The sequence below is a fragment of the Thalassotalea mangrovi genome, assembly GCF_005116735.1.
Taxonomy (GTDB): Bacteria; Pseudomonadota; Gammaproteobacteria; order Enterobacterales; family Alteromonadaceae; genus Thalassotalea_A; species Thalassotalea_A mangrovi.
The window spans coordinates 1-19037 of record NZ_SWDB01000030.1; the positions used below are offsets into that span (position 1 = coordinate 1).

Annotated in this window: 17 protein-coding genes; 8 read left to right on the forward strand and 9 right to left on the reverse strand. The window is 45.8% G+C overall.

The window, feature by feature from the left end; translation table 11 throughout:
* Nucleotides 1-429 precede the first annotated feature (429 nt).
* The 4 genes from E8M12_RS12305 to E8M12_RS12320 all read left to right on the forward strand — a co-directional run bounded on the left by E8M12_RS12305 (nt 430) and on the right by E8M12_RS12320 (nt 4184).
* Nucleotides 430-1503, forward strand: a complete 1074-nt coding sequence (locus E8M12_RS12305; protein WP_136736448.1) for a 3-deoxy-7-phosphoheptulonate synthase — start codon at nt 430-432, stop codon at nt 1501-1503.
* Nucleotides 1504-1509: 6 nt separating this feature from the next.
* A complete protein-coding gene (gene tyrA / locus E8M12_RS12310) occupies nt 1510-2640 on the forward strand; it encodes a bifunctional chorismate mutase/prephenate dehydrogenase (RefSeq protein WP_136736449.1) in 1131 nt (376 codons plus the stop codon).
* Nucleotides 2640-3137 (forward strand): TlpA family protein disulfide reductase, encoded by a 498-nt coding sequence (locus E8M12_RS12315; protein ID WP_136736450.1) that lies wholly within the window; start codon nt 2640-2642, stop codon nt 3135-3137. Before tyrA ends, E8M12_RS12315 begins: the two co-directional genes overlap by 1 nt.
* Nucleotides 3138-3533: 396 nt before the next feature.
* Nucleotides 3534-4184: a PEP-CTERM sorting domain-containing protein gene (locus E8M12_RS12320; protein ID WP_136736451.1), complete on the forward strand. Its 651-nt coding sequence runs from the start codon at nt 3534-3536 to the stop codon at nt 4182-4184.
* Between the two features lie 42 nt (nt 4185-4226).
* On the opposite strand, the gene E8M12_RS12325 is transcribed toward E8M12_RS12320, so the two are convergent.
* The 3 genes from E8M12_RS12325 to ahpC all read right to left on the reverse strand — a co-directional run bounded on the left by E8M12_RS12325 (nt 4227) and on the right by ahpC (nt 8286).
* Nucleotides 4227-5552, reverse strand: coding sequence for an MFS transporter (locus E8M12_RS12325; RefSeq protein WP_136736452.1), 1326 nt, complete (start codon nt 5550-5552; stop codon nt 4227-4229).
* Nucleotides 5553-5813: 261 nt separating this feature from the next.
* Complete coding sequence (gene ahpF / locus E8M12_RS12330; RefSeq protein WP_136736453.1) at nt 5814-7373, reverse strand: alkyl hydroperoxide reductase subunit F; 1560 nt, start codon at nt 7371-7373, stop codon at nt 5814-5816.
* Nucleotides 7374-7716: 343 nt separating this feature from the next.
* The gene (gene ahpC / locus E8M12_RS12335; RefSeq protein WP_211245044.1) at nt 7717-8286 is read right to left on the reverse strand and encodes an alkyl hydroperoxide reductase subunit C; all 570 of its coding nucleotides are present in this window, start codon (nt 8284-8286) and stop codon (nt 7717-7719) included.
* Between the two features lie 129 nt (nt 8287-8415).
* Here ahpC and E8M12_RS12340 point away from each other — a divergent pair, with 129 nt between their 5' ends.
* The 3 genes from E8M12_RS12340 to E8M12_RS12350 all read left to right on the forward strand — a co-directional run bounded on the left by E8M12_RS12340 (nt 8416) and on the right by E8M12_RS12350 (nt 11410).
* Nucleotides 8416-9309, forward strand: coding sequence for a hydrogen peroxide-inducible genes activator (locus tag E8M12_RS12340; RefSeq protein ID WP_136736455.1), 894 nt, complete (start codon nt 8416-8418; stop codon nt 9307-9309).
* A 271-nt stretch (nt 9310-9580) separates the two neighbouring features.
* Nucleotides 9581-10228 (forward strand): PEP-CTERM sorting domain-containing protein, encoded by a 648-nt coding sequence (locus E8M12_RS12345; RefSeq protein ID WP_136736456.1) that lies wholly within the window; start codon nt 9581-9583, stop codon nt 10226-10228.
* Between the two features lie 51 nt (nt 10229-10279).
* Entirely contained in the window at nt 10280-11410 is a 1131-nt protein-coding gene (locus tag E8M12_RS12350; RefSeq protein WP_136736457.1) for an aromatic ring-hydroxylating oxygenase subunit alpha, read from the forward strand.
* Here E8M12_RS12350 and E8M12_RS12355 read toward each other — a convergent pair.
* The 6 genes from E8M12_RS12355 to E8M12_RS12380 all read right to left on the reverse strand — a co-directional run bounded on the left by E8M12_RS12355 (nt 11393) and on the right by E8M12_RS12380 (nt 17809).
* Nucleotides 11393-12730: an amino acid permease gene (locus E8M12_RS12355; protein WP_136736458.1), complete on the reverse strand. Its 1338-nt coding sequence runs from the start codon at nt 12728-12730 to the stop codon at nt 11393-11395. The two genes, E8M12_RS12350 and E8M12_RS12355, sit on opposite strands and share 18 nt — an antisense overlap.
* A gap of 1157 nt (nt 12731-13887) precedes the next feature.
* A complete protein-coding gene (locus tag E8M12_RS12360; RefSeq protein WP_136736459.1) occupies nt 13888-15054 on the reverse strand; it encodes a glutathionylspermidine synthase family protein in 1167 nt (388 codons plus the stop codon).
* A gap of 2 nt (nt 15055-15056) precedes the next feature.
* Complete coding sequence (locus E8M12_RS12365) at nt 15057-15668, reverse strand: DUF1190 domain-containing protein (protein WP_211245040.1); 612 nt, start codon at nt 15666-15668, stop codon at nt 15057-15059.
* Nucleotides 15669-15690: 22 nt separating this feature from the next.
* Nucleotides 15691-16107, reverse strand: coding sequence for a DUF350 domain-containing protein (locus E8M12_RS12370; protein ID WP_136736460.1), 417 nt, complete (start codon nt 16105-16107; stop codon nt 15691-15693).
* 18 nt (nt 16108-16125) lie between these two features.
* The gene (locus tag E8M12_RS12375) at nt 16126-16767 is read right to left on the reverse strand and encodes a YjfK family protein (RefSeq protein ID WP_136736461.1); all 642 of its coding nucleotides are present in this window, start codon (nt 16765-16767) and stop codon (nt 16126-16128) included.
* Complete coding sequence (locus E8M12_RS12380; RefSeq protein WP_136736462.1) at nt 16760-17809, reverse strand: ion channel; 1050 nt, start codon at nt 17807-17809, stop codon at nt 16760-16762. The genes E8M12_RS12375 and E8M12_RS12380 overlap by 8 nt, the downstream gene beginning before the upstream one ends.
* A gap of 536 nt (nt 17810-18345) precedes the next feature.
* Here E8M12_RS12380 and E8M12_RS12385 point away from each other — a divergent pair.
* Nucleotides 18346-19035: a PEP-CTERM sorting domain-containing protein gene (locus tag E8M12_RS12385; RefSeq protein WP_136736463.1), complete on the forward strand. Its 690-nt coding sequence runs from the start codon at nt 18346-18348 to the stop codon at nt 19033-19035.
* Nucleotides 19036-19037: the final 2 nt, after the last annotated feature.

The window sequence follows — 19037 nt, forward strand, 5'->3', positions numbered from 1 at the left end:
TGAAAGTTCCTTCGAATTTATCTATTTATTCCCTTGTTTTCTCTGAATTATTTGTGGGGATAGCTCAGGGTCAGAGTTGTTGAAAATCAACAACACTGACCCCTTGATTTTCTACCCGGAAAACTTCCTCTCCCACTTTGTATCTTCGCTTAATTCATGCTGTTGTAATATTTCCTTTCCAAAACCTGCAAATAAAACTTGCCACTGGCGTTGATGCTTGTTAAAAAGGAGTCACTCAGGCGAGTATGTTTCTTATATTAACGAATACAAAGCACCAAAGCGTAATACAATACTCATGCAAAACTTTAAACAACAGTTCCGATATTACCGCCATACCCATCTTTATTGGTAACCCTATACCAATCCCCTGTATTCATTTTTTCATTTAATTTTTTGTTTTACCTAAACTTTTAATCGGAAGTTGTCATCATGCACAGTACTAAACTCAATGACGTTCACGTCAATTCAGAAGAAGTCCTCATTACCCCGGAAGAACTCCGTAAACAGTTCCCATTAAATGAGCATCATCGCCAGTCGATTTTGCAATCCAGGGATATCATTGCCGATATTATTCACAAACGGGATTCGAGACTGTTAGTTATTACCGGCCCCTGTTCGGTACATGATGTGGAAGCGGCGAAAGAATATGGCCGGCGTTTAAAAGCGTTACATGACCAGTACAAAGATACCCTGTATATCGTAATGCGGGTTTATTTTGAAAAACCGCGCACGACTGTGGGCTGGAAGGGACTAATTAATGATCCGCACATGGACAATACCTTTGATGTCACCAGCGGCTTAAAAACTGCCCGTGAGTTATTGTTATATCTCACCGAGCTTGGCCTACCCCTGGCTACCGAAGCGCTTGATCCCATCTCCCCTCAGTATCTTGCGGAGTTATTCAGTTGGTCAGCGATCGGTGCGCGAACCACGGAATCACAAACTCACCGCGAAATGGCTAGTGGTTTGTCGATGCCGATAGGTTTCAAAAATGGTACCAATGGTAGTCTCGATGTGGCAATCAATGCATTACAGTCTGCCGCATCATCGCATCGTTTTATGGGGATCAATCGTAAAGGCCAGGTGGCCTTGATTAAAACGTCCGGAAATCCGGATGGTCATGTGATTCTACGGGGCGGGAAGAAACCAAATTATGATTCGGTAAATGTCGCTTTATGCGAACAACAGCTGCTTGGCAAAGGCCTGATTCCAGCGCTGGTGATTGATTGCTCGCATGCTAATTCCAGTAAAGATCACAACCGTCAGCCGTTGGTTGCCGATAATGTGGTAAACCAGATTTGCGAAGGGAATACATCGATTATCGGCCTGATGCTCGAAAGTCATTTACACGCCGGTAACCAAAGCGCTGATACGCCTAGAGACGAATTGGCTTATGGGGTTTCGGTCACCGACGCCTGTATCGATTGGCAAACCACCGAATCTCTATTATCCTCGATGAGTAATAAACTGGGTTTAGTGCTAAGCAAGCGAGTCAACGACTAGATAACGATGGTAAATGAAACATTTAACGCCGATCTTTTGGCGTTGCGCGAGCAAATTGACGAAATTGATCATCAGTTACTGAGTCTGCTTGCTCAACGCCGCAAGGTCACCAGCAAGGTCGGAGAGCTGAAAAGTAAGGCGGGAGTCGCCATATTTGACCCGGTTCGCGAACAGCAAATGCTTGCTAGGCTTGCTGACAAATGTCCGGAATACCAGGTATCTGCAGATTTGGTTCAGGACCTGTTTAAGCGGATCATGCGAGACTCATACTCCTCACAGGATGAACGGGGATACCAGAAAGTCAATGGCAGCGTAAACAAGGTGGTGGTCATTGGTGGTAAAGGTCAGTTAGGCAGCATTTTTGTCGATTTATTCATTCGTTCGGGTTACCAGGTCGAGAGCCTTGAGCAGGATGACTGGGATAAGGCTGACATCATCTTAACCGGTGCCAGCCTGGTCATCGTAGCGGTACCTATCAATGTTACTGAACAGGTAATCGAACGATTATCAGGATTAGACAGCCAGTGTATTCTCGCTGATATTACCTCGGTAAAATCTCAACCATTAGAAACAATGCTTAAGGTGCATAAAGGACCGGTTGTTGGCCTGCACCCGATGTTTGGCCCCGGTGTTACTGGTATGATCAAGCAAACTGTTATTGTTTGTGAGGGGCGGAATTTGCTGGCTTGCGAATGGTTGATGCAACAGTTGCAGGTTTGGGGCGCTGAGTTAAAGTATTATTCTGCCGATGAGCATGATCAGACGATGGCCATGGTGCAGGTGATGCGCCATTTCTCTACCATAAGTTATGGTTATCATCTCATGCAGGAAGGGGTTGACCTGCAACGTTTACTGGACATGAGCTCGCCGATATATCGCCTTGAGCTGGCGATGGTTGGCCGTCTGTTTGCTCAGGACAAGCAATTGTATGCGGATATTATTTTTTCTAACCCGGACAATGTCGCGGTCATGAAACGATATGCCGAGCGCTTTTTAACCCTCTTAAGTGCGGTAGAATGCAATGATAAAACATTATTTCTGAAGACCTTTAGTCAAATATCCGATTGGTTTGGTGACTATGCTCAACGTTTTCTTCAGGAAAGTCAGCAGTTATTAAATAAAACAAGGGAAAGTTAATGTTGATTAACCATGCAAAAAACATTCTGCAACAGGGAATGTTAACCATCAGCCTGTTATTTCTCACCGCCTGTCAGGCAGGCACATCGGCTGTTGCCGAGCCATCCTATGGGCCAATGGATGCACAGGAGCTATTGACGCAATATCCAAAATTCACCTTATCTTATGAAAACTTCACGCCAACAGAACAGGACTTAGCGGCACTGGCGACGATCACCGGTGATATCAAAGTCAAAATCTTTTTTGGTACCTGGTGCCACGATTCTGAGCGTGAAGTTCCAAGGTTTATCAAACTGGCCGAACAGCATCCACAACTGCAATATCAGCTTATTTCCCTGGATTACCAAAAATCCGATCCTGATGGTCAGGCAGAGAGGTACCAGGTTAAATTTACCCCTACCTTTGTAATCATCAAAGATGGTCGGGAACTGGGGCGTATTATTGAACGACCTCAGCATTCGATTGCTAAAGATCTCGCCGATATCTCTCAACGGTAAACTACCTTAGGGCTGACAATGCCAGGTGTGTCAGCCCAAAATATTGCTGCTTTTGCATCCCCACCAGAGCAGGATATGTCAGTCAAATTTACGCTGACGAATTCTTCACAGTTTTCCAACTTCAAGCCAGTCTATCTAACCTTCTGTTTACTACGAAAAATTTAGTTTTAAGCGAATTTTGGTGCAGAAAATGCATCTCAAGCCTAGCCTGCCTTTTCGAGCATTCGCAGTCTTTGTAGTACAGGTAGTACGAAAAGAACCGGCCTTCTCGTCCGCAGTTAGATTGAAGAGAAGTGTACATGATGTAACAAGGTAAGATGTAACTGGCAGTGACAATAATAATACCCTTCCAATTATGTCTTTCGAGTATTTTCTTAACGAATCGAGGGGCAACCTATGAATATAATTTCGAAAGCTTTATCCGTCAGTGCGCTTGCATTGTGCCTGGGCTCGGCCAATGCGGCGGTAGTAAATGGGCAATCCGATTTTATCGAAAATGATGATGGATCGTTAACTTTCATCTTTGATTTGGTAGAGGCCGATATTGACGGTATGGGCGATGGAATGTTGTTTGAGTATTTTGGTCTGCAATTGCTGGTCACTGGTGATGGCAATGTAGTTCAAGATTACCCGGCTGATGGCGGCCTGGGGCTCTACAATGGCGCTGATGGAGATAATCTGGCGGGCGGTGAAAGCCTGACATTTGATTTCCCTACTCTGGGAGAGTTTGAGTTTATTGAGTTAGTCAGTATCTCGTTTAATGGCTTGATTGCAGGTGACGGACATCAGGAAATGGCTGATGGTATGGTCTCTGTTAATGGTTTTAGTATTGATGCGGCAGACTATTCTTTGACGGGGCAGGGTATGTTACCGGACGGTGGCTTGGTCAAGAGTTTTGATGTGGTAGCGACAGCTGATTTTACCGGCTACGTCGAGTCTATAACATTCTTTGTTCGCGAAGAGCCGTTAGGCGTACCTGAACCAGGAACCATCCTGTTAATGTTATCTGGCCTGCTTGGCGCAAGGTTTATCAGATATCGCCGTTGAGCTAATTACAGTGGCAGAAGGTTGGTAAAGCCATCCTTCTGCTTAGCTGTTTTCCCTGGTAGTTTCTTTATCCTGTTCATCTTCGATATCATCATCGGCATCCGCTTCTTTATCTTCTTCCTTTTCATCCAGTAATTGTTCATGGGCCACCGGTTCATCAATCCTTGGATCCATCACCGCCGCCAATGGCGATGTGGTTAAATCTGATGCGGTAACGATAAACTCACTATTTTCAGGGTTTTCAGAGCGCATGCGAGCATGCAATAGCGATAAGATTAACAATAACAACAAGCAGATGGCCGCCATTACCCCATACAACAAACCATAACCAAAACGGTCCATGAGCACCGCAACGCCAGCCGAACCTAAGCTTGCGCCGATACCAAAGGTTACTAACAGTGCCGATGAAACACCTACACGATCATCCTGGCTGACTCGGGAGTTGGCCAGTGCCGAGGCAAGCGAATAAAAGGAAAATGCGAACAGGCCAAACAGGCTACTTAAGTAAACCGCGTAATTATAATCAAAGGGTATGATAAAAATCAGCCCGCAGATAATCGCCAGGCACAGGGCATTGATACGAATTAAATGACTCCTTGAGTAGCGATCCGACAGCCAACCCATTGGCCATTGCGCCAGTAAACCGGCCAGTACCGTGGCACTCATCACCAGGGCTATTTGTTGAGCAGTTAAGCCTGACTCTTTCATCAATACTGGTGTCAGTCCGTAAAAGCTGGCAACGATCATACTGGATAATAATATCGTAGTTAGTGCCTGTGGGGTTTTTCGCCAATAGGAAAATACGCTAATCGTTGTTGGTTTTAATGGCGCCGGATGGATCCTGCGGGTAATGGCGATTGGGATAATGCAAAGCGATACGCAAATTATCACCAACAATAAAGGCTCAACACCAAGGTCAGGGAACCAGGATACCGTGTATTGACCGATCACCATGCCGAGATAACTGGTGACCATATAAAATGCAAATACGCTGCCCCGTTGTTCAGGCTCTGCCTGCTCATTTAACCAGCTCTCCAACACCATAAAGTTGCACATCATCCCCATGCCGAAGATAAATCGTACCAATAGCCACACCTGAGTATCATTGCTAAACGCATGCATGGCACAACAGGCGATAATCATCCCAGTACTGGCAGCGTAGGCACGAATGTGACCGACTCGCTTAATTAGTAAATAACCAATCTTAGAGCCAGTTAGCAGGCCGGCATAATAGCTGGTCATCATTAAGCCGATCCAGAATGTGTTAACGTTTTGGGCGGTCAGGTACAACGACAGGTAGGTAGTTAACAGACCCGTGCCTATGGTAAGCAACAAATTACTAAAATAGAGAGAAGGAAATGATTTCATTGAGATAATGAGATTATTCGAAGGCTTTGCTCATTTTAGCTATTAACATCTACAGTGACAATTTTAAAACGACAGGGTTTGTTTAATTTTTTGTAGCGGGCCGATGTCGCTACGCTAGCTTTAGTTAATTTAGTCAGGATTACTTTAGTGAGTGCGATGAAAGGTCAAAAAAAAGCGGACAACTGCATGAATGCAGGTTGTCCGCAACGCTTAGGGAAGTGCGAGCATTTTAGTTAAATTTATGATGCCTCATTGCTGTAGCTATGCTGCCCGAAGCAGGTAATCAAATGCTGACAGCGAAGCTTTTGAGCCTTCGCCCATGGCGATGACGATTTGCTTGTACGGAACCGTAGTTACGTCACCGCAGGCGAAAATCCCAGGTTCAGATGTCTGTCCTTTTTCATCAATAATAATTTCGCCAAAGCGGTTACGTTCAACCAAACCATCGACAAAATCCGAGTTTGGAACCAGGCCAATTTGCACAAAGATACCGTCAAGCGCGACTTCATGGCTGTCACCAGATACACGATCCTGATATTGCAGGCCCGTCACTTTGCTACCATCGCTTACGACTTTTTCCGTTTTGGCATTTTTGATAATGGTAATGTTTGGGTTTGCCTCTGCTTTTTCAACCAATACCCGGTCGGCTTTTAGTTCCGGCAGAAATTCAAACAAGGTTACACTTTTTACCATGCCCGCCAAATCCAATGCTGCTTCGACGCCGGAATTACCACCACCGATCACTGCAACGTCTTTGCCTTTGAAAAATGGTCCATCGCAGTGTGGACAATAGGCAACACCCTGGCCAAGGTTTTCCTTTTCACCTTCGACGCCCAACTCACGCCATTTGGCACCAGTTGCGATGATCAGGGTCTTGGTTGTCAGTACCTCGCCACTAGACAGGTGCAGGGTTTTCAACGTGCCTTTTTCAATGCGATCAACCCGAATATGTTCTCGCAAGTTGATCTCATAATCATTAAGGTGATTGATTAAGTTACCGGTTAATTCAGTACCGGTTGTTTTCGAGACTGAAATTAAATTCTCGATGCCAACGGTATCTTTTACCTGTCCGCCAATGCGGTCGGCAATTAAGGTTACCTTTAAGCCTTTGCGCGCACTGTAAATCGCTGCTGATACCCCGGCAGGTCCACCACCGATGACGGTAACGTCCTGTGTCGGTAGTTCTTTGTTTGCAGCCACAGGTTGTAATTCGGCGCCGAGTTTTTGCTGTAATTTGTCAATCAATACAGCGGTATCGACTTTACCGTTTGCAAACGGTTCGCCATTTAAATAAACACTTGGAACACCTTGAATATTACGCGATTCAATTAATTCCGGATACAGGCCGCCATCGATCATTTCGCTACTGATATGCGGATTCAAAAGGGCGAATTGATTGAGTGCCTGCACTACGTCCGGACAGTTGTGACAAGACAAGCTGATAAATACTTCAAAGTGCAGCGGCTTATTCACGCCTTTAATCAAACCTTGCAAGTGATTATCCAGTTTTAAGTCAGAGCCTGCGGATTGCAAAATTGCCAGGATTAATGAGTTAAATTCGTGGCCGCCGGGAATACCGGAAAATACGATGCCATTGAGTTCACCATTCACTTCAATAGCAAAGCTAAGCGGACTGTTCAGTCCTAAGTCAAAGCTTTCGCTACGCCACTGCAGGTTGTCACTGACGGATGTTAGTTGTTGCAGGAAACTTTCCAGTTCCTGACGTTTAGGGTGTTCACCCGGTTGCAAAACCAGGGTGACAGTATTTGTCATCTTGTTGGTATACGCTTTAACAGCATTTAAAATATCTTTGGTTAACATAGGTTTTACGTCCCGGATAAAGGGTTATACCAATCACATTAAGTTTGTGCACAACTCAGAGTTAGGGCAGAGGTTCGGTTACAACATAGATTTCATTGATATAGTCATTCTATATTAATGAAATATAGGGCCGGAAATGGGCCTCTGCTAAACTCCCTACGGGTGAGTTTTAAAGGCATTTATTCTGCGTTACTGATTTTGACAATGGAGTAACCATTCTCTGCAATCAAAGCCTTGCCTAAATGCCTTTAAATTCTCACTGAGTGAGCAATAATTTAATGGGATTGGTATTAGGTAATGAGCGAACCATATCGGTTCGCTCGCGTTGCCAAGTATCAGTGGTTTAGATTTTACCTACCAGATCCAGGCTTGGAGTCAGGGTTGCTTCACCTTGCTCCCACGCCGCTGGACATACTTCACCGTCATTGGCACGAACATACTGTGCTGCTTTAACTTTGCGAACCATGTCTTTAGCACTGCGTCCGATACCACCGTTGTGAATTTCGGCAACCTGGATAATACCGTCTGGGTCAGCCAGGAAAGTGCCGCGCATGGCCATGTGATCTTCTTCGATCATCACATCAAAGCCACGGGTGATGTTACCGGTCTGGTCACCAAGCATCGGGAATTTGATTTTGCCGATAGCATCGCTGGTGTCGTGCCATGCTTTGTGAGAGAAGTGCGTGTCGGTAGATACGGCGTACACTTCTACACCCAGCTCTTGCAGTTCCGGGTAGTGGTTTGCCATATCTTCAAGTTCGGTTGGGCAGATAAAGGTGAAGTCTGCCGGGTAGAATAAGAAGATTGACCACTTGCCTTTCACATCGTCATTGGTGATAGTTTTAAATTCACCATTGTGAAACGCTTCTGCTTTAAACTCTGGAATAGACTGATTGATTTTAGCCATTGTTATGTCCTCTGTTTTAGTTAATTTAAATTGGGTTGCCCCGAATCGATGTGGTTAGATTAACGATCAGGTGTTGATTAATAAAATTAATTAATTAGAATTTAATAATCATTTTTATTGAATTACCGTGTGATCATGATTTCGTTAAAACAAATTCACTACGCCCTTGCGGTGGAGAAATACCTGCACTTTAAAAATGCCGCAGACCATTGTTCGGTCTCGCAATCGGCATTGAGTACGGCAATAAATGAGTTGGAAAAGCAACTTGGGGTGGCGATATTCGAACGCGACAATAAAAAAGTACTGGTAACGGAGTTAGGCAAAAGCATCTTGCAACAGGCCCGTAAAATAAAACTTGATGTCGATGAGTTGCAGATGCTGGCGACCATGCATAAACAACCGCTATCGATGCCGATGAGTATTGGGGTGATCCCGACCATAGCCCCATATTTACTGCCCAAAGTGCTGCCAGGCGTACGCCGCGCTTATCCGGAATCGCAACTCAAAATCGTCGAAGACAAATCTAATGTATTGGTCGATATGGTGCGACGAGGTGAGTTAGATACGGCGATACTAGCCTTGCCATTTCCCCATGAGGGGCTAATTGCGTTTGAATTCTGGCAGGAAGATTTTTACTGGATAACCCACAAAGATGACGCATTGGCAAAGCGCAGCCAGATTCGCTCTGATGAAATGGATGTATCGCACCTGTTACTACTAAAAGATGGGCATTGTCTTAAAGAGCATGCTTTGGCTGCCTGTCATTTACCGGAAAGTCAAAATGATTCAAATTTCAGTGCAACCAGTTTAACGACTCTAGTGCAAATGGTAGCGGGCAAACTTGGTAGCACGCTGGTACCTGAGATGGCTCTGGATGCCTTGGTGAACAACAGCAGCGAGTTAAGTGCGGTACATTTGGATGAACCCGGTCCACATCGTACCCTGGCATTTTTGATTCGTCCCAACTATGTCGGCACTGCAAATATCGAAAGTTTAATCAAGCAGATCCAAACCCAGCTAAAACATTAAGATGATTGCCGTTGAATCATAACTGACAACAGGCCACTGTCAGTTTATTTTACAGGTTGGGCAGCATTCATTGATTGCTGCTCAATGGCTAAATTCAACTTATTGATATTTAATCTGATTTATTGGCAGGTCTGGTTTGGCGTAATTCCTGCATATTCATGTTGCTTTGTTTGAGCAATGCACATAGCGATTTGTCAGGTGTAACCATAGTAACAATAAACTCCCTGCAGTATTGCCGTAAACGAATGATTGAATCGGTTTAGGAGAGTTTATGAAACACCTCAAACAACTATGTCTGACAGCTTGTTTTCTGGTTTTCAGTTCATTCAGCTTTGCCGCCGTCATCCCCGGTCAGTCCGACTATATCGAAAATGAAGACGGTTCTGTTACCTTTATTTTTGACCTGGTCTCTGCCGATATCGAGGGTGAAGGCATGGGTTTGTCATTTAGCTATTTTGGACTGGAGTTAATTGCTACCAGCCAGGCTATCGTGATTCAGGATTTTCCAGCCAATGGTGGATTAGGGGTCGACAGTAACAGCGACGGTGATAACCTGGCCTCTGGCGATGTGTTAATTCTCTCCTTTAACGAATTTGTCACCATTACGGCGATGAGTTTTAATGGCTTGATGGGACAGGATGGTCATCAGGAAATGGCTGATGGCCTGGTGTTGGTGGGCGGTAATATTCTCGACACTGCAGATTACTCTATGGTTGGTTCGGCTCTGGATATGCCGATGGCCGGAACCGCATTTACCATTGCTGGTGCCACCAATCAGTTTACCGGTTATCTGGAATCCGTAACCTTATTTATTGGTGAGCCGCCTCAAGGAATTCCCGAGCCTGGCACTTTATTATTGTTTGCTGGCGCAATATTTGGCCTGTTTGGAATCCGTCGCTTCCATCAACGTGGAAGATAATACCAGGCTGAATTACGTTCAAATATTCAAGTCGATAACAAAAGAGGAGTTATGCTCCTCTTTTGTTCAGGTAAATCTTCGATGCCCAATGCCATTCCTCAGTCTGTTAACGATTATCAAATTGAACTAGCTCTGGCTGACGCCAGCACCCCACCCAGTGCCTGGTATCAGGATGACAGTATCTACCAGCTGGAACGAAAAACAGTCTTCTATTATCAGTGGTTGCTGGTGGCCCGGGTTGATGAGCTGCGTGACGATGGCGATTTTCTTACCCTGAACATTGCCGAACAACCAGTGATTCTAACGAAATCTGCAGGGAAAATTCGTGCCTTTTATAACGTTTGTCGTCACCATGGAGCGATATTAAAAGGTTCTGGTAAAGATAGTGCGCAAGGTAATTGCCAGCGTCTGGTATGCCCCTATCATGGCTGGACCTATGCACTGGACGGACAGTTAATTGGTTACCGTGAGTTTGCCGGGGTCAATCAATTCAATCCAGAGCAACTCGGCCTTAAGGAAATACAATGCCAGCAATACTGGCACTGGTTATTTATTTGTTTTGACCCCAACGCTAAGCCGTTATTTAAGTCTTCAGAAACTCTCTGGCAGCGGCTGGATAGCCTGAAAATGCGAGATTGTGATTATTATCAAAGCCGGTGTTATCGGTTGCAATGCAATTGGAAAGTCTATGTGGATAATTACCTCGATGGTGGTTTTCATGTACCGGTCTTGCACCGAGGCCTGAGCAGTGCTTTGGATAATAAAGCCTATAAAATTGAAACCCTGGACAAGGTTTGCTGGCAGTCATGTCCGACCAAACCCTCAGATTCGGATATCAGTCAGGTGCGCCAGGGGACAGCAAATTATGTATGGTTGTACCCGAACCTGATGTTTAACTGCTATCAGGGGGTCTGCGGAGTGATGCGGGTTTTGCCTGTATCCGCTCAACAAACCGAGGTGGTGTTTGATTATTTCTTTGCCCCGCAAATCGAAGACGCCTTTAAATCCATGAGTATCAAGGTTGCCGATGTGGTTCAGCAGGAAGATGCGGAGATTTGCGAATCGGTGCAAACAGGTCTCAACAGTTTTGGTTTTGAAACCGGCCGTTTGTCAGTAAGCAAAGAGGCCGGTGAGCATTTATTTCACCGACTATTGCACGCGGATTTAGTTCGACCCCGGTAATTGTGAGCTTTGCTCACGTCTTGTCTTTCGCTGCAGATAAACGTACATAGGAAACCCTGCAGCCAGCAATATAATCCCCATAATCACGGTCTTGGCGCCGATACTGTAGATGATCCAGGCAGAGAATACTGCCGCAAACGCACTGATTGACGTATTCATCAGTGAGTAGCGGACGCTGTTCTTACCAGACATTTTAATATGTGCCAACGAGGATACCAGGTAGGGTAACACCGAGGTTAGGGTCGACAGCAATATAACAATGGTAAATTGTTCTATCAGGCTTTCGTTGTAGTTCATCAATACCAGAATACTGACCAGAATGGTGGATATTATGATGCCGTTTGCCGGAGTCTGGTATCGCGACAATTTGCCAAAGCTGGCTAAAAACATGTTTTCTTTAGCTGCCGCCAGGGGGATTTGCGCCACCGCGAGCGTCCAACCGTTAAGGGCACCAAAGCAGGAAATCACCGCACATACGGCTATCAGGTAGTAGCCAATATCGCCCCACAAAAATGCCGCGGTATCAGCATAGGGAGCATTCGATTGTTGCAATACTTCCGGTGGAATGATGCCAAGTACTGCAATAAAACCGAGAATGTAGACAATCGCGCTGATAAACGTCCCTAACAGGGCAGCTCTTGGCACGTTTTTTTCCGGAGATTTAATTTCACCGGCAATATTGTTCGCCGCTTCCATCCCCACGAATGCCCACATGGTAAGGGCTGCCGTTGCGGTTAATGCGGAAAAGTCTGATTGTTCACTCAGGTTAACTGGTTGAAAATGCTCGGGGTTAACATAGAGAAGACCGATAAAGGCCACAGCCAGTAGCGGCAAAAGTTTTAACAGGGTGGTAAAAAGCTGAACTTTACCAGCGAGTTTAACCCCGCGGATATTAATCAGGGCTAACCCCCAGATAAATCCCAGGGTGGTAAGCAGCGACAGGGTATTTGAGGATTTCAGGACCGGAAAGAATACTGTCAGGTAACTGACGAGGGCAATCGTGATAGCCGCATTGGCGGACACCACACATAACCAGTAACCCCAGGCGGTGAAGAACCCCGCAAGTGGTCCAAATGCCTGCCGACAATACAAATACTGGCCTCCGGAACCACGAATGTATTGCGATAATTTGGCAAATACGTAAGCAAGGGACAGGGAACCAAGGGCGGTAAATATCCAGCCGCCAAGACTGATACTGCCAAAATTAGCCAATGAAGCGGGTAGTAAAAATACGCCACTACCTATCATGCTGCCGGTCACAACTGACGTTGCGGTCCAAAAACCAAGGTTCGCTTTCTCTGGGGGACTGGATTCATTCATATGCTGAATTCTTGTTATTTTTTAACCAGAGTAAAAGGAAGGGCAGCGGAAGGCAAGGGCTAAGCGACAATGCTGACGCAGCGTCGCTGCTCGAGGAGGGAGACTGCGTCGGTGACAAACGCCATCTCGCTGTCAGGTTATCGGTGACGATTAGCATCGGTTATGGTCATGGATGACCTGTATGCCGAAAATGCAGGAGCATTTTTCGGTGAGGACTGCGTCGCGACAGGGTGCCTAAGGATGTCTAAAGGTGTCTATGGGTGACAACGAATAGCCTTGAGTTTAGGTTTAGGATGTCATCCCGGCGAAGGCCGGGATCTCGCTTTTACGCTCTAGGCTAAGATTTCCTGTCGTGGCAGGAAATGACGAAACTGAGGTTTAGTAGCATTACTGACACAATGCTACTGCTCGAGGTGGGAGACTGACGTCGGTGAGAAAACCTTTACTTGGTTAGGTTTCCGGGTGACAGACTAATGTCGGTTATGGTCATGGATGATCAGTATGCCGAAAATGCAGGAGCAATTTTCGGCGACAACGAAGAACCTTGAGTTTAGGTTTAGGATGTCATTCCGGCGAAGGTCGGGATCTCGCTTTTGCTTTCTGGGCTTGAGATTTCCTGTCGTGGCAGGAAATGACGAAACCTGACATCTCTAATTTCGTCATCCTCGCGTACGCGGGGATCTCGCTTTTCCTAGGCGTAATCTTTGATTGCATGCTAGGAACGATTTTAATCGTGTGCCAGGAGTGAAACGTGCTAGTTGCTTTAGGTTTAGGCCATTCGCCCTCCGAGGCCTGAAACCTGAAACCGGTTTTCTATGTTGGGTGTCTATGGGTGCCGAAAGGTGTCTAAGGGTGACAACGAATAGCCTTGAGTTTAGGTTTAGGATGTCATCCCGGCGAAGGCCGGGATCTCGCTTTTGCTTTCTGGGCTTGAGATTTCCTGTCGTGGCAGTAAATGACGAAACCTGACATCTCTAATTTCGTCATCCTCGCGTACGCGGGGATCTCGCTTTTTCTAGGCGCAATCTTTGATTGCATGCTAGGAACGATTATAATCGTGTGCCAGGAGTGAAACGTGCTAGTTGCTTTAGGTTTAGGCCATTCGCCCACCGAGGCCTGAAACCTCATTGTGGTTCAATTTTCGACAAGTCGAAAAATTAATCCACAATGATATGCGGCACAAACCGCGATAAGTCCTGGGTAATCAGCGCCTTGTCTTCACGTATCGACAGGCCGCAGGCTTGATAGTCGATCAACCAGGAGCCGATCAGGGTATGGTCATCGCCAAATTTTGGCATAGGATAGTAAGCCTGATAAATAAAGCCTTCTTCACCATATGGGCCGTCTGAATGCACAATCTCTTCACCGTTACTGTATATACTGACATTTGCCCCTTCCCGGGCAAAGATTGGCTTTTTCACATAGCGCGACAAATGCTGTTTGGCGTCCTGTTCGCTAAAATAGGCTGGCAAAAGGTTAGGGTGGTCGGGAAACATTTGCCATAGCACCGGCAAGATTGCCTTATTGGAAATAATCGCTTTCCAGGGCGGTTCAAGCCATTTCACTTTTGCCGTTAACAGCAGTGGGGCGTATTCTTCACGTAGCATAAACTCCCAGGGATAGAGTTTAAACATCCAGGTAATGACCTGATCATCTAAATCTGTCAGCACTTCTCCCTCACCGTGACCAATATCTTCGATATATACAAATTTACAGGCAATGCCAGCTTCCTCGGCACAATCCTGAAGATATTGAACGGTACCCCTGTCCTCTTCGGTATCTTTACAACAGGCAAAATGCAATACCTCACCGAGGTTATCCTGATGAAGTCGTGCAAATCGTTGCACCAGCTTTTCCTGAATACTGTTAAACTGGTCAGCACGTCGATGAATATCGCCACGATTGACTTTATCTTCCAGCCACAACCATTGCCAGAAGCCCGACTCGTATAAACTGGTTGGGGTATCGGCATTGTTTTCATAGAGCTTAGCGTCGCCACTGCCGTTGTATGCCAAATCAAGACGAGCATATAAGCAAGGCTCCTGATTTTGCCAGGAAGCCTTTATCCAGTCCCAGAATGGTTGTGGGATCTGAAATTTTGCTAACAGGGCATCATCATTGAGGACGTTTTCGACCGCTTGCAGGCAAAGCTGGTGGATGGTTTCGCTGGGCGCTTCCAGGTCCGCCTCAATTTGCTCTAAAGTGAACTGGTAATAATTAGTCTCATCCCAGTATGGCTGGCCGTACATAGTATGAAAGTGAAAACCAAACTGAGATGCCCGTTGCTGCCAGTCAGGCCGTTCTTTACTGGGAAAGCGAATCAAACTTAACCGCCCCAGCCACCGCGAGAAGAACTGCCGCGGAACGATGAACTGGCTGCCACTTTAGAGCCAAAGCCGCCGCGGGAAATGGTGCGGGTGACTTTCGGTTTGGCATCAAACGCTTTTTTATTGACCTTAGTCTTGCCGTATTTTGCTCGTCCATAGCGCTTGCCATCGACCGAAGACCAGTATCCATAAAACGGAGAATGGTAACTGTATGATGTGTAAAGCGGTGCTGAGCGATAGCGATTATCCATAAACTGCGAGAACAAAAAGCCAGCCATCAGCGGTACGAATACGTTCTGGCCATTGTTCATGGTGTATTGATAACACCGGCCACTGCCAAACTCTTCTTCGCATAAGTGTTGTCGCGGATATTTCGGACCACTTTGCTCCGCTTCCTGCAGTGCCTGTTGATAAGCGCTCTGGCATTGCTCTTCAAGTCCTGGATTATCGATGGCGCAATGGTCCAGATCTTTATACACGGTTGCCTGTTGATCATTACCACAGGCAGTTAATGTCGATACGCCGGCAACAACCGCCAGCGGCTTAATGACTTTTGCCGCCGAAATCTTGCGCATTCGGCCCAGGTTTATTGATTGACTGCGTTTCATCATTTTGTCCTTTTCTAAACCAGGTTTAGTAAGTCATGCAGGCAGCATTTAGCAAACCTACGGCGATGGACATACCAGCCAGGACGATACCTGCGGTCACTTCATTGTTAATAATTCGCTCGACAATTTTTGGCATAAAAATAAGGCGTACCATAACAAAGGCGAGAATTTGTGCGATTAAGGCGACAACCCCCCAAATGACAAAATCGAGCAGGGCGATGGAATTAGATATGGCACCTGCCAGCGCGATGGCAAAGCCAATGACGGCGCCCATTAAACCAATGGCGGCGGCGGTGTTTTGTTGTTCTTTTACCAATTGCCACTCATCGTGCGGTGTGACAAAGGCGTAGATCCATTTGAAAACCACCAGCATAAACAGACTGATGAAAAAATAAATGGCAAAGCTACCAAGCCCTGCGAGTATACTGCTAACAGATTCCATGTGATATTCCTGAGTAAATTAAATAATATAAATGTCTGAAGGTTGCAGATCGAAACCGGTAACCGTTACCAGGCAACGATCGTGTTGATTGTTAATGATTTTTTCTTCACCGATGAGCATCGCATATTCAAACTTATGCTCGCCAAAGTCCCGTTCGTAGAGCATCGCAAACTGATCGGTTTCGGTGATTGAACCATCTTTATGGTAAGTTTTTTCCGTCATCGCAACCGGTGGAGACATATCACCGCTGTCTTCCCAGACGCGCTTGAACGTATGCCCCTGCAGGTAAAGGTTTGCCTGGCTGATGTCGTGCTTCAGCGCACTTTCCCAGTCCTTATCGCTGGCAATCCCTTTGGTGTCAAAAAAATACATCAGCTTAACGTCTTCTATGTGCTCATCCTGCATGCCACCTCGCAGCAATACCTGCACATAGCCTTCGTCATCGGTGTAATAGCGTAATACAGTAGATTGCTGATCCAGTTTGACCACACCAACGGCTTCAATAAACTGGGTTTTTGCGGCACCGTCGATGATCAGTTCTGGTTCGATAAAGGTCATCTTGACCGGATCTAAATCAAAGGCACCGCCGAGGCGCAGGCCCAATACTTCCGGGGCACTATCGGCAGTGGTTGTTGTTTTCTTTTTAAACCAGTTAAACATGGGTAAACAGTTTCCAGTCAATATTGTTAAGGCGTTCATCGGCAATGTAGTACAAGGTACTGTTTGGCACGATGCTGTGGTGCAATTCCGGATTGAGTTGCAAGGTATCATAACCGTTGGGAGAAATACCAATAAGGGTTGCCTGGTAGTGTTCTTTCAGGCGCAGGAATACATCTTTGACTTTCAGTGTATCAGTACCCTGATACTGGATTGAATACTGAGTCATGCCTTCGCCGACATCCAACAGTTGGTGGTGCAATAAACTCGACCCCGGATCGACCGCTGATTTTGCAATTAATTCGACACCAACCGACGGCATGCACTCTATATTAGGACAATGTTGTTTTAATAAATCGCCAAGTCGATCATCTTTAAAATACGCGATGGTATGGGCGTTTGGATTTTTTGATGCACAATATAAAGCGGTGGTCATGGTGACGTCATCATCCTGAGTGTCGATAATGATGCAACTGGCATTACTGACACCGGCGCGTTGCATTTCGTCATCGCTGGTAAAATGCAACACCCTGACGAAGCCGATTTCTTCCGGTTGCGGATTTTCAATTTCGGCGCGCACACAAAGGGCAATATCCTGCTTATCGCTATGGTATTGCATCTCCCGCTTTAGCAGCTTCAGTAACTGCATGGTGCGAGCCTCGTTCCAGCCAATCACCAAAATATGATTGTCAAAATTTAGTGTTTTCAAGCCTTTTACTCCTTTGCGCCATTGCTCAGAAAAGAAGCCAACGACACGACCAATTAATAAACCGAATAAGCTAAGCCCGGCCGGGATCACAAACAGGGATACCACATATTTGCCGGCAGCGGTTTGTGGCGAATAATCGCCATAACCTACCGTTGATGCGGTAACCATCAGGTAATAAATGAAATTATCATCGCCAATTAATACCTGCTCACCGCTTAAGCTGAGCAGAATCCAGCTGATTAGGATATAGCCGAGGGTTAGCAATAATACCCCCTGCCAGGGTAAGTGCAGTAATTGCCGCAGAAATAATTGTTTTAACTTGAGGAAAATCGACATTTGCTGCTTAGTGTCCGGTATCTGGGTTCAATGTCATTTTTGTTGTAGTCGCAACTTAGCAGTTGCGAGGCGGTGATATCTTAACAGTGCGAGCGATGAAGTAAACAAATCCTTGTGCTCTTATTACATTGAATATGGCTAAACGGGAGGTGATTGTCAGCATTATTTACATATCCGTGCATACATTCAGCCCAGGCGTCTGGTTATTTTCACAAATAGCAGCAATTTCATAGGAAATTGCCGTATTGCATCCCAATAAGACAATTTTTTAGAGTTTTTAGACTCATTTTCAGCAAGTTAACGGGCTCTTGCGATTTTAGTGTCAACATTTTTTACTGTGGGCATTTGAAATGCAAGTTAGCCACAAGCCTTGCTAAACCTTTGTATCGCACTTGTGACAGGGGTTCTGGCAAGGTTGTTTATGATTTTTTTTTGTTGGTGTGATTTTTGCAAGCCGAATCAATGCTTTAAATGGAGATATTAACGGAAGATTTATTAAAGCGTAACAATACTAACAACTCTTTAAAGGATACGAAATGAAAAAACTTATCAAAAGCGGCCTAGCTTTGATGGCTTTAGTCATAAGCTATCAGTCCGCCGCGGCTCCTATGACAGGCGTTACCTTCTGCTCTTCTATGGGCGACGAAACCACATTTGGTTTTGCTTCTTCGACCTCTCAGACTGATGTGGTGGGAAACGCTGAAGGCCTTGGCTTTAGCTGTAATGGCATCAACTTGACGATAACTGCCGAGGATTCTGGTGGAATATTTCGGACTGCTCGACAAGATCTTGCACCACCAATTGCTGGTATCGGAGTTGATGGGAGTCCTCAAGGTGATAACTGGTCGGTCGGTGAAGTGCTGGTGTTAACCTTTGACCAGGAAGTCTCGCTATCAAGCCTACTGCTTAATGGTGGGCCAGGTGATGCTCATTCGGATACTGCCTATGGCTGGTTTGCGGTTGATGGAGATTGGTACAATGCTGCTGATTACGATCAGGCCGCAGACGGTAATGGTTTTGGCAGCATGTTTATCGGCACCACATTTGTACTTACGGTTCCTGATGGATGCAGAACACGAACTTTTACGGATTGTAAGAACTTTGAAGGTTATCTCGAGTCAGTAACTGTGGTGACAGGAGATGAACCACCAACAGGCGTACCAGAACCTACTACTATGTTAATGTTTGGTCTGGGATTACTTGGCTTAACACGTTTTCGTACGTAGTA

Bases quoted from the DNA above. Each gene is read 5' to 3' on its own strand.
- E8M12_RS12305 (WP_136736448.1), top strand. From the start codon at position 430: ATGCACAGTACTAAACTCAATGACGTTCACGTCAATTCAGAAGAAGTC.
- tyrA (WP_136736449.1), top strand. From the start codon at position 1,510: ATGGTAAATGAAACATTTAACGCCGATCTTTTGGCGTTGCGCGAGCAA.
- E8M12_RS12315 (WP_136736450.1), top strand. From the start codon at position 2,640: ATGTTGATTAACCATGCAAAAAACATTCTGCAACAGGGAATGTTAACC.
- E8M12_RS12320 (WP_136736451.1), top strand. From the start codon at position 3,534: ATGAATATAATTTCGAAAGCTTTATCCGTCAGTGCGCTTGCATTGTGC.
- E8M12_RS12325 (WP_136736452.1), bottom strand. From the start codon at position 5,552: ATGAAATCATTTCCTTCTCTCTATTTTAGTAATTTGTTGCTTACCATA.
- ahpF (WP_136736453.1), bottom strand. From the start codon at position 7,373: ATGTTAACCAAAGATATTTTAAATGCTGTTAAAGCGTATACCAACAAG.
- E8M12_RS12340 (WP_136736455.1), top strand. From the start codon at position 8,416: ATGATTTCGTTAAAACAAATTCACTACGCCCTTGCGGTGGAGAAATAC.
- E8M12_RS12345 (WP_136736456.1), top strand. From the start codon at position 9,581: ATGAAACACCTCAAACAACTATGTCTGACAGCTTGTTTTCTGGTTTTC.
- E8M12_RS12350 (WP_136736457.1), top strand. From the start codon at position 10,280: ATGCTCCTCTTTTGTTCAGGTAAATCTTCGATGCCCAATGCCATTCCT.
- E8M12_RS12355 (WP_136736458.1), bottom strand. From the start codon at position 12,730: ATGAATGAATCCAGTCCCCCAGAGAAAGCGAACCTTGGTTTTTGGACC.
- E8M12_RS12365 (WP_211245040.1), bottom strand. From the start codon at position 15,668: ATGATGAAACGCAGTCAATCAATAAACCTGGGCCGAATGCGCAAGATT.
- E8M12_RS12370 (WP_136736460.1), bottom strand. From the start codon at position 16,107: ATGGAATCTGTTAGCAGTATACTCGCAGGGCTTGGTAGCTTTGCCATT.
- E8M12_RS12375 (WP_136736461.1), bottom strand. From the start codon at position 16,767: ATGTTTAACTGGTTTAAAAAGAAAACAACAACCACTGCCGATAGTGCC.
- E8M12_RS12380 (WP_136736462.1), bottom strand. From the start codon at position 17,809: ATGTCGATTTTCCTCAAGTTAAAACAATTATTTCTGCGGCAATTACTG.
- E8M12_RS12385 (WP_136736463.1), top strand. From the start codon at position 18,346: ATGAAAAAACTTATCAAAAGCGGCCTAGCTTTGATGGCTTTAGTCATA.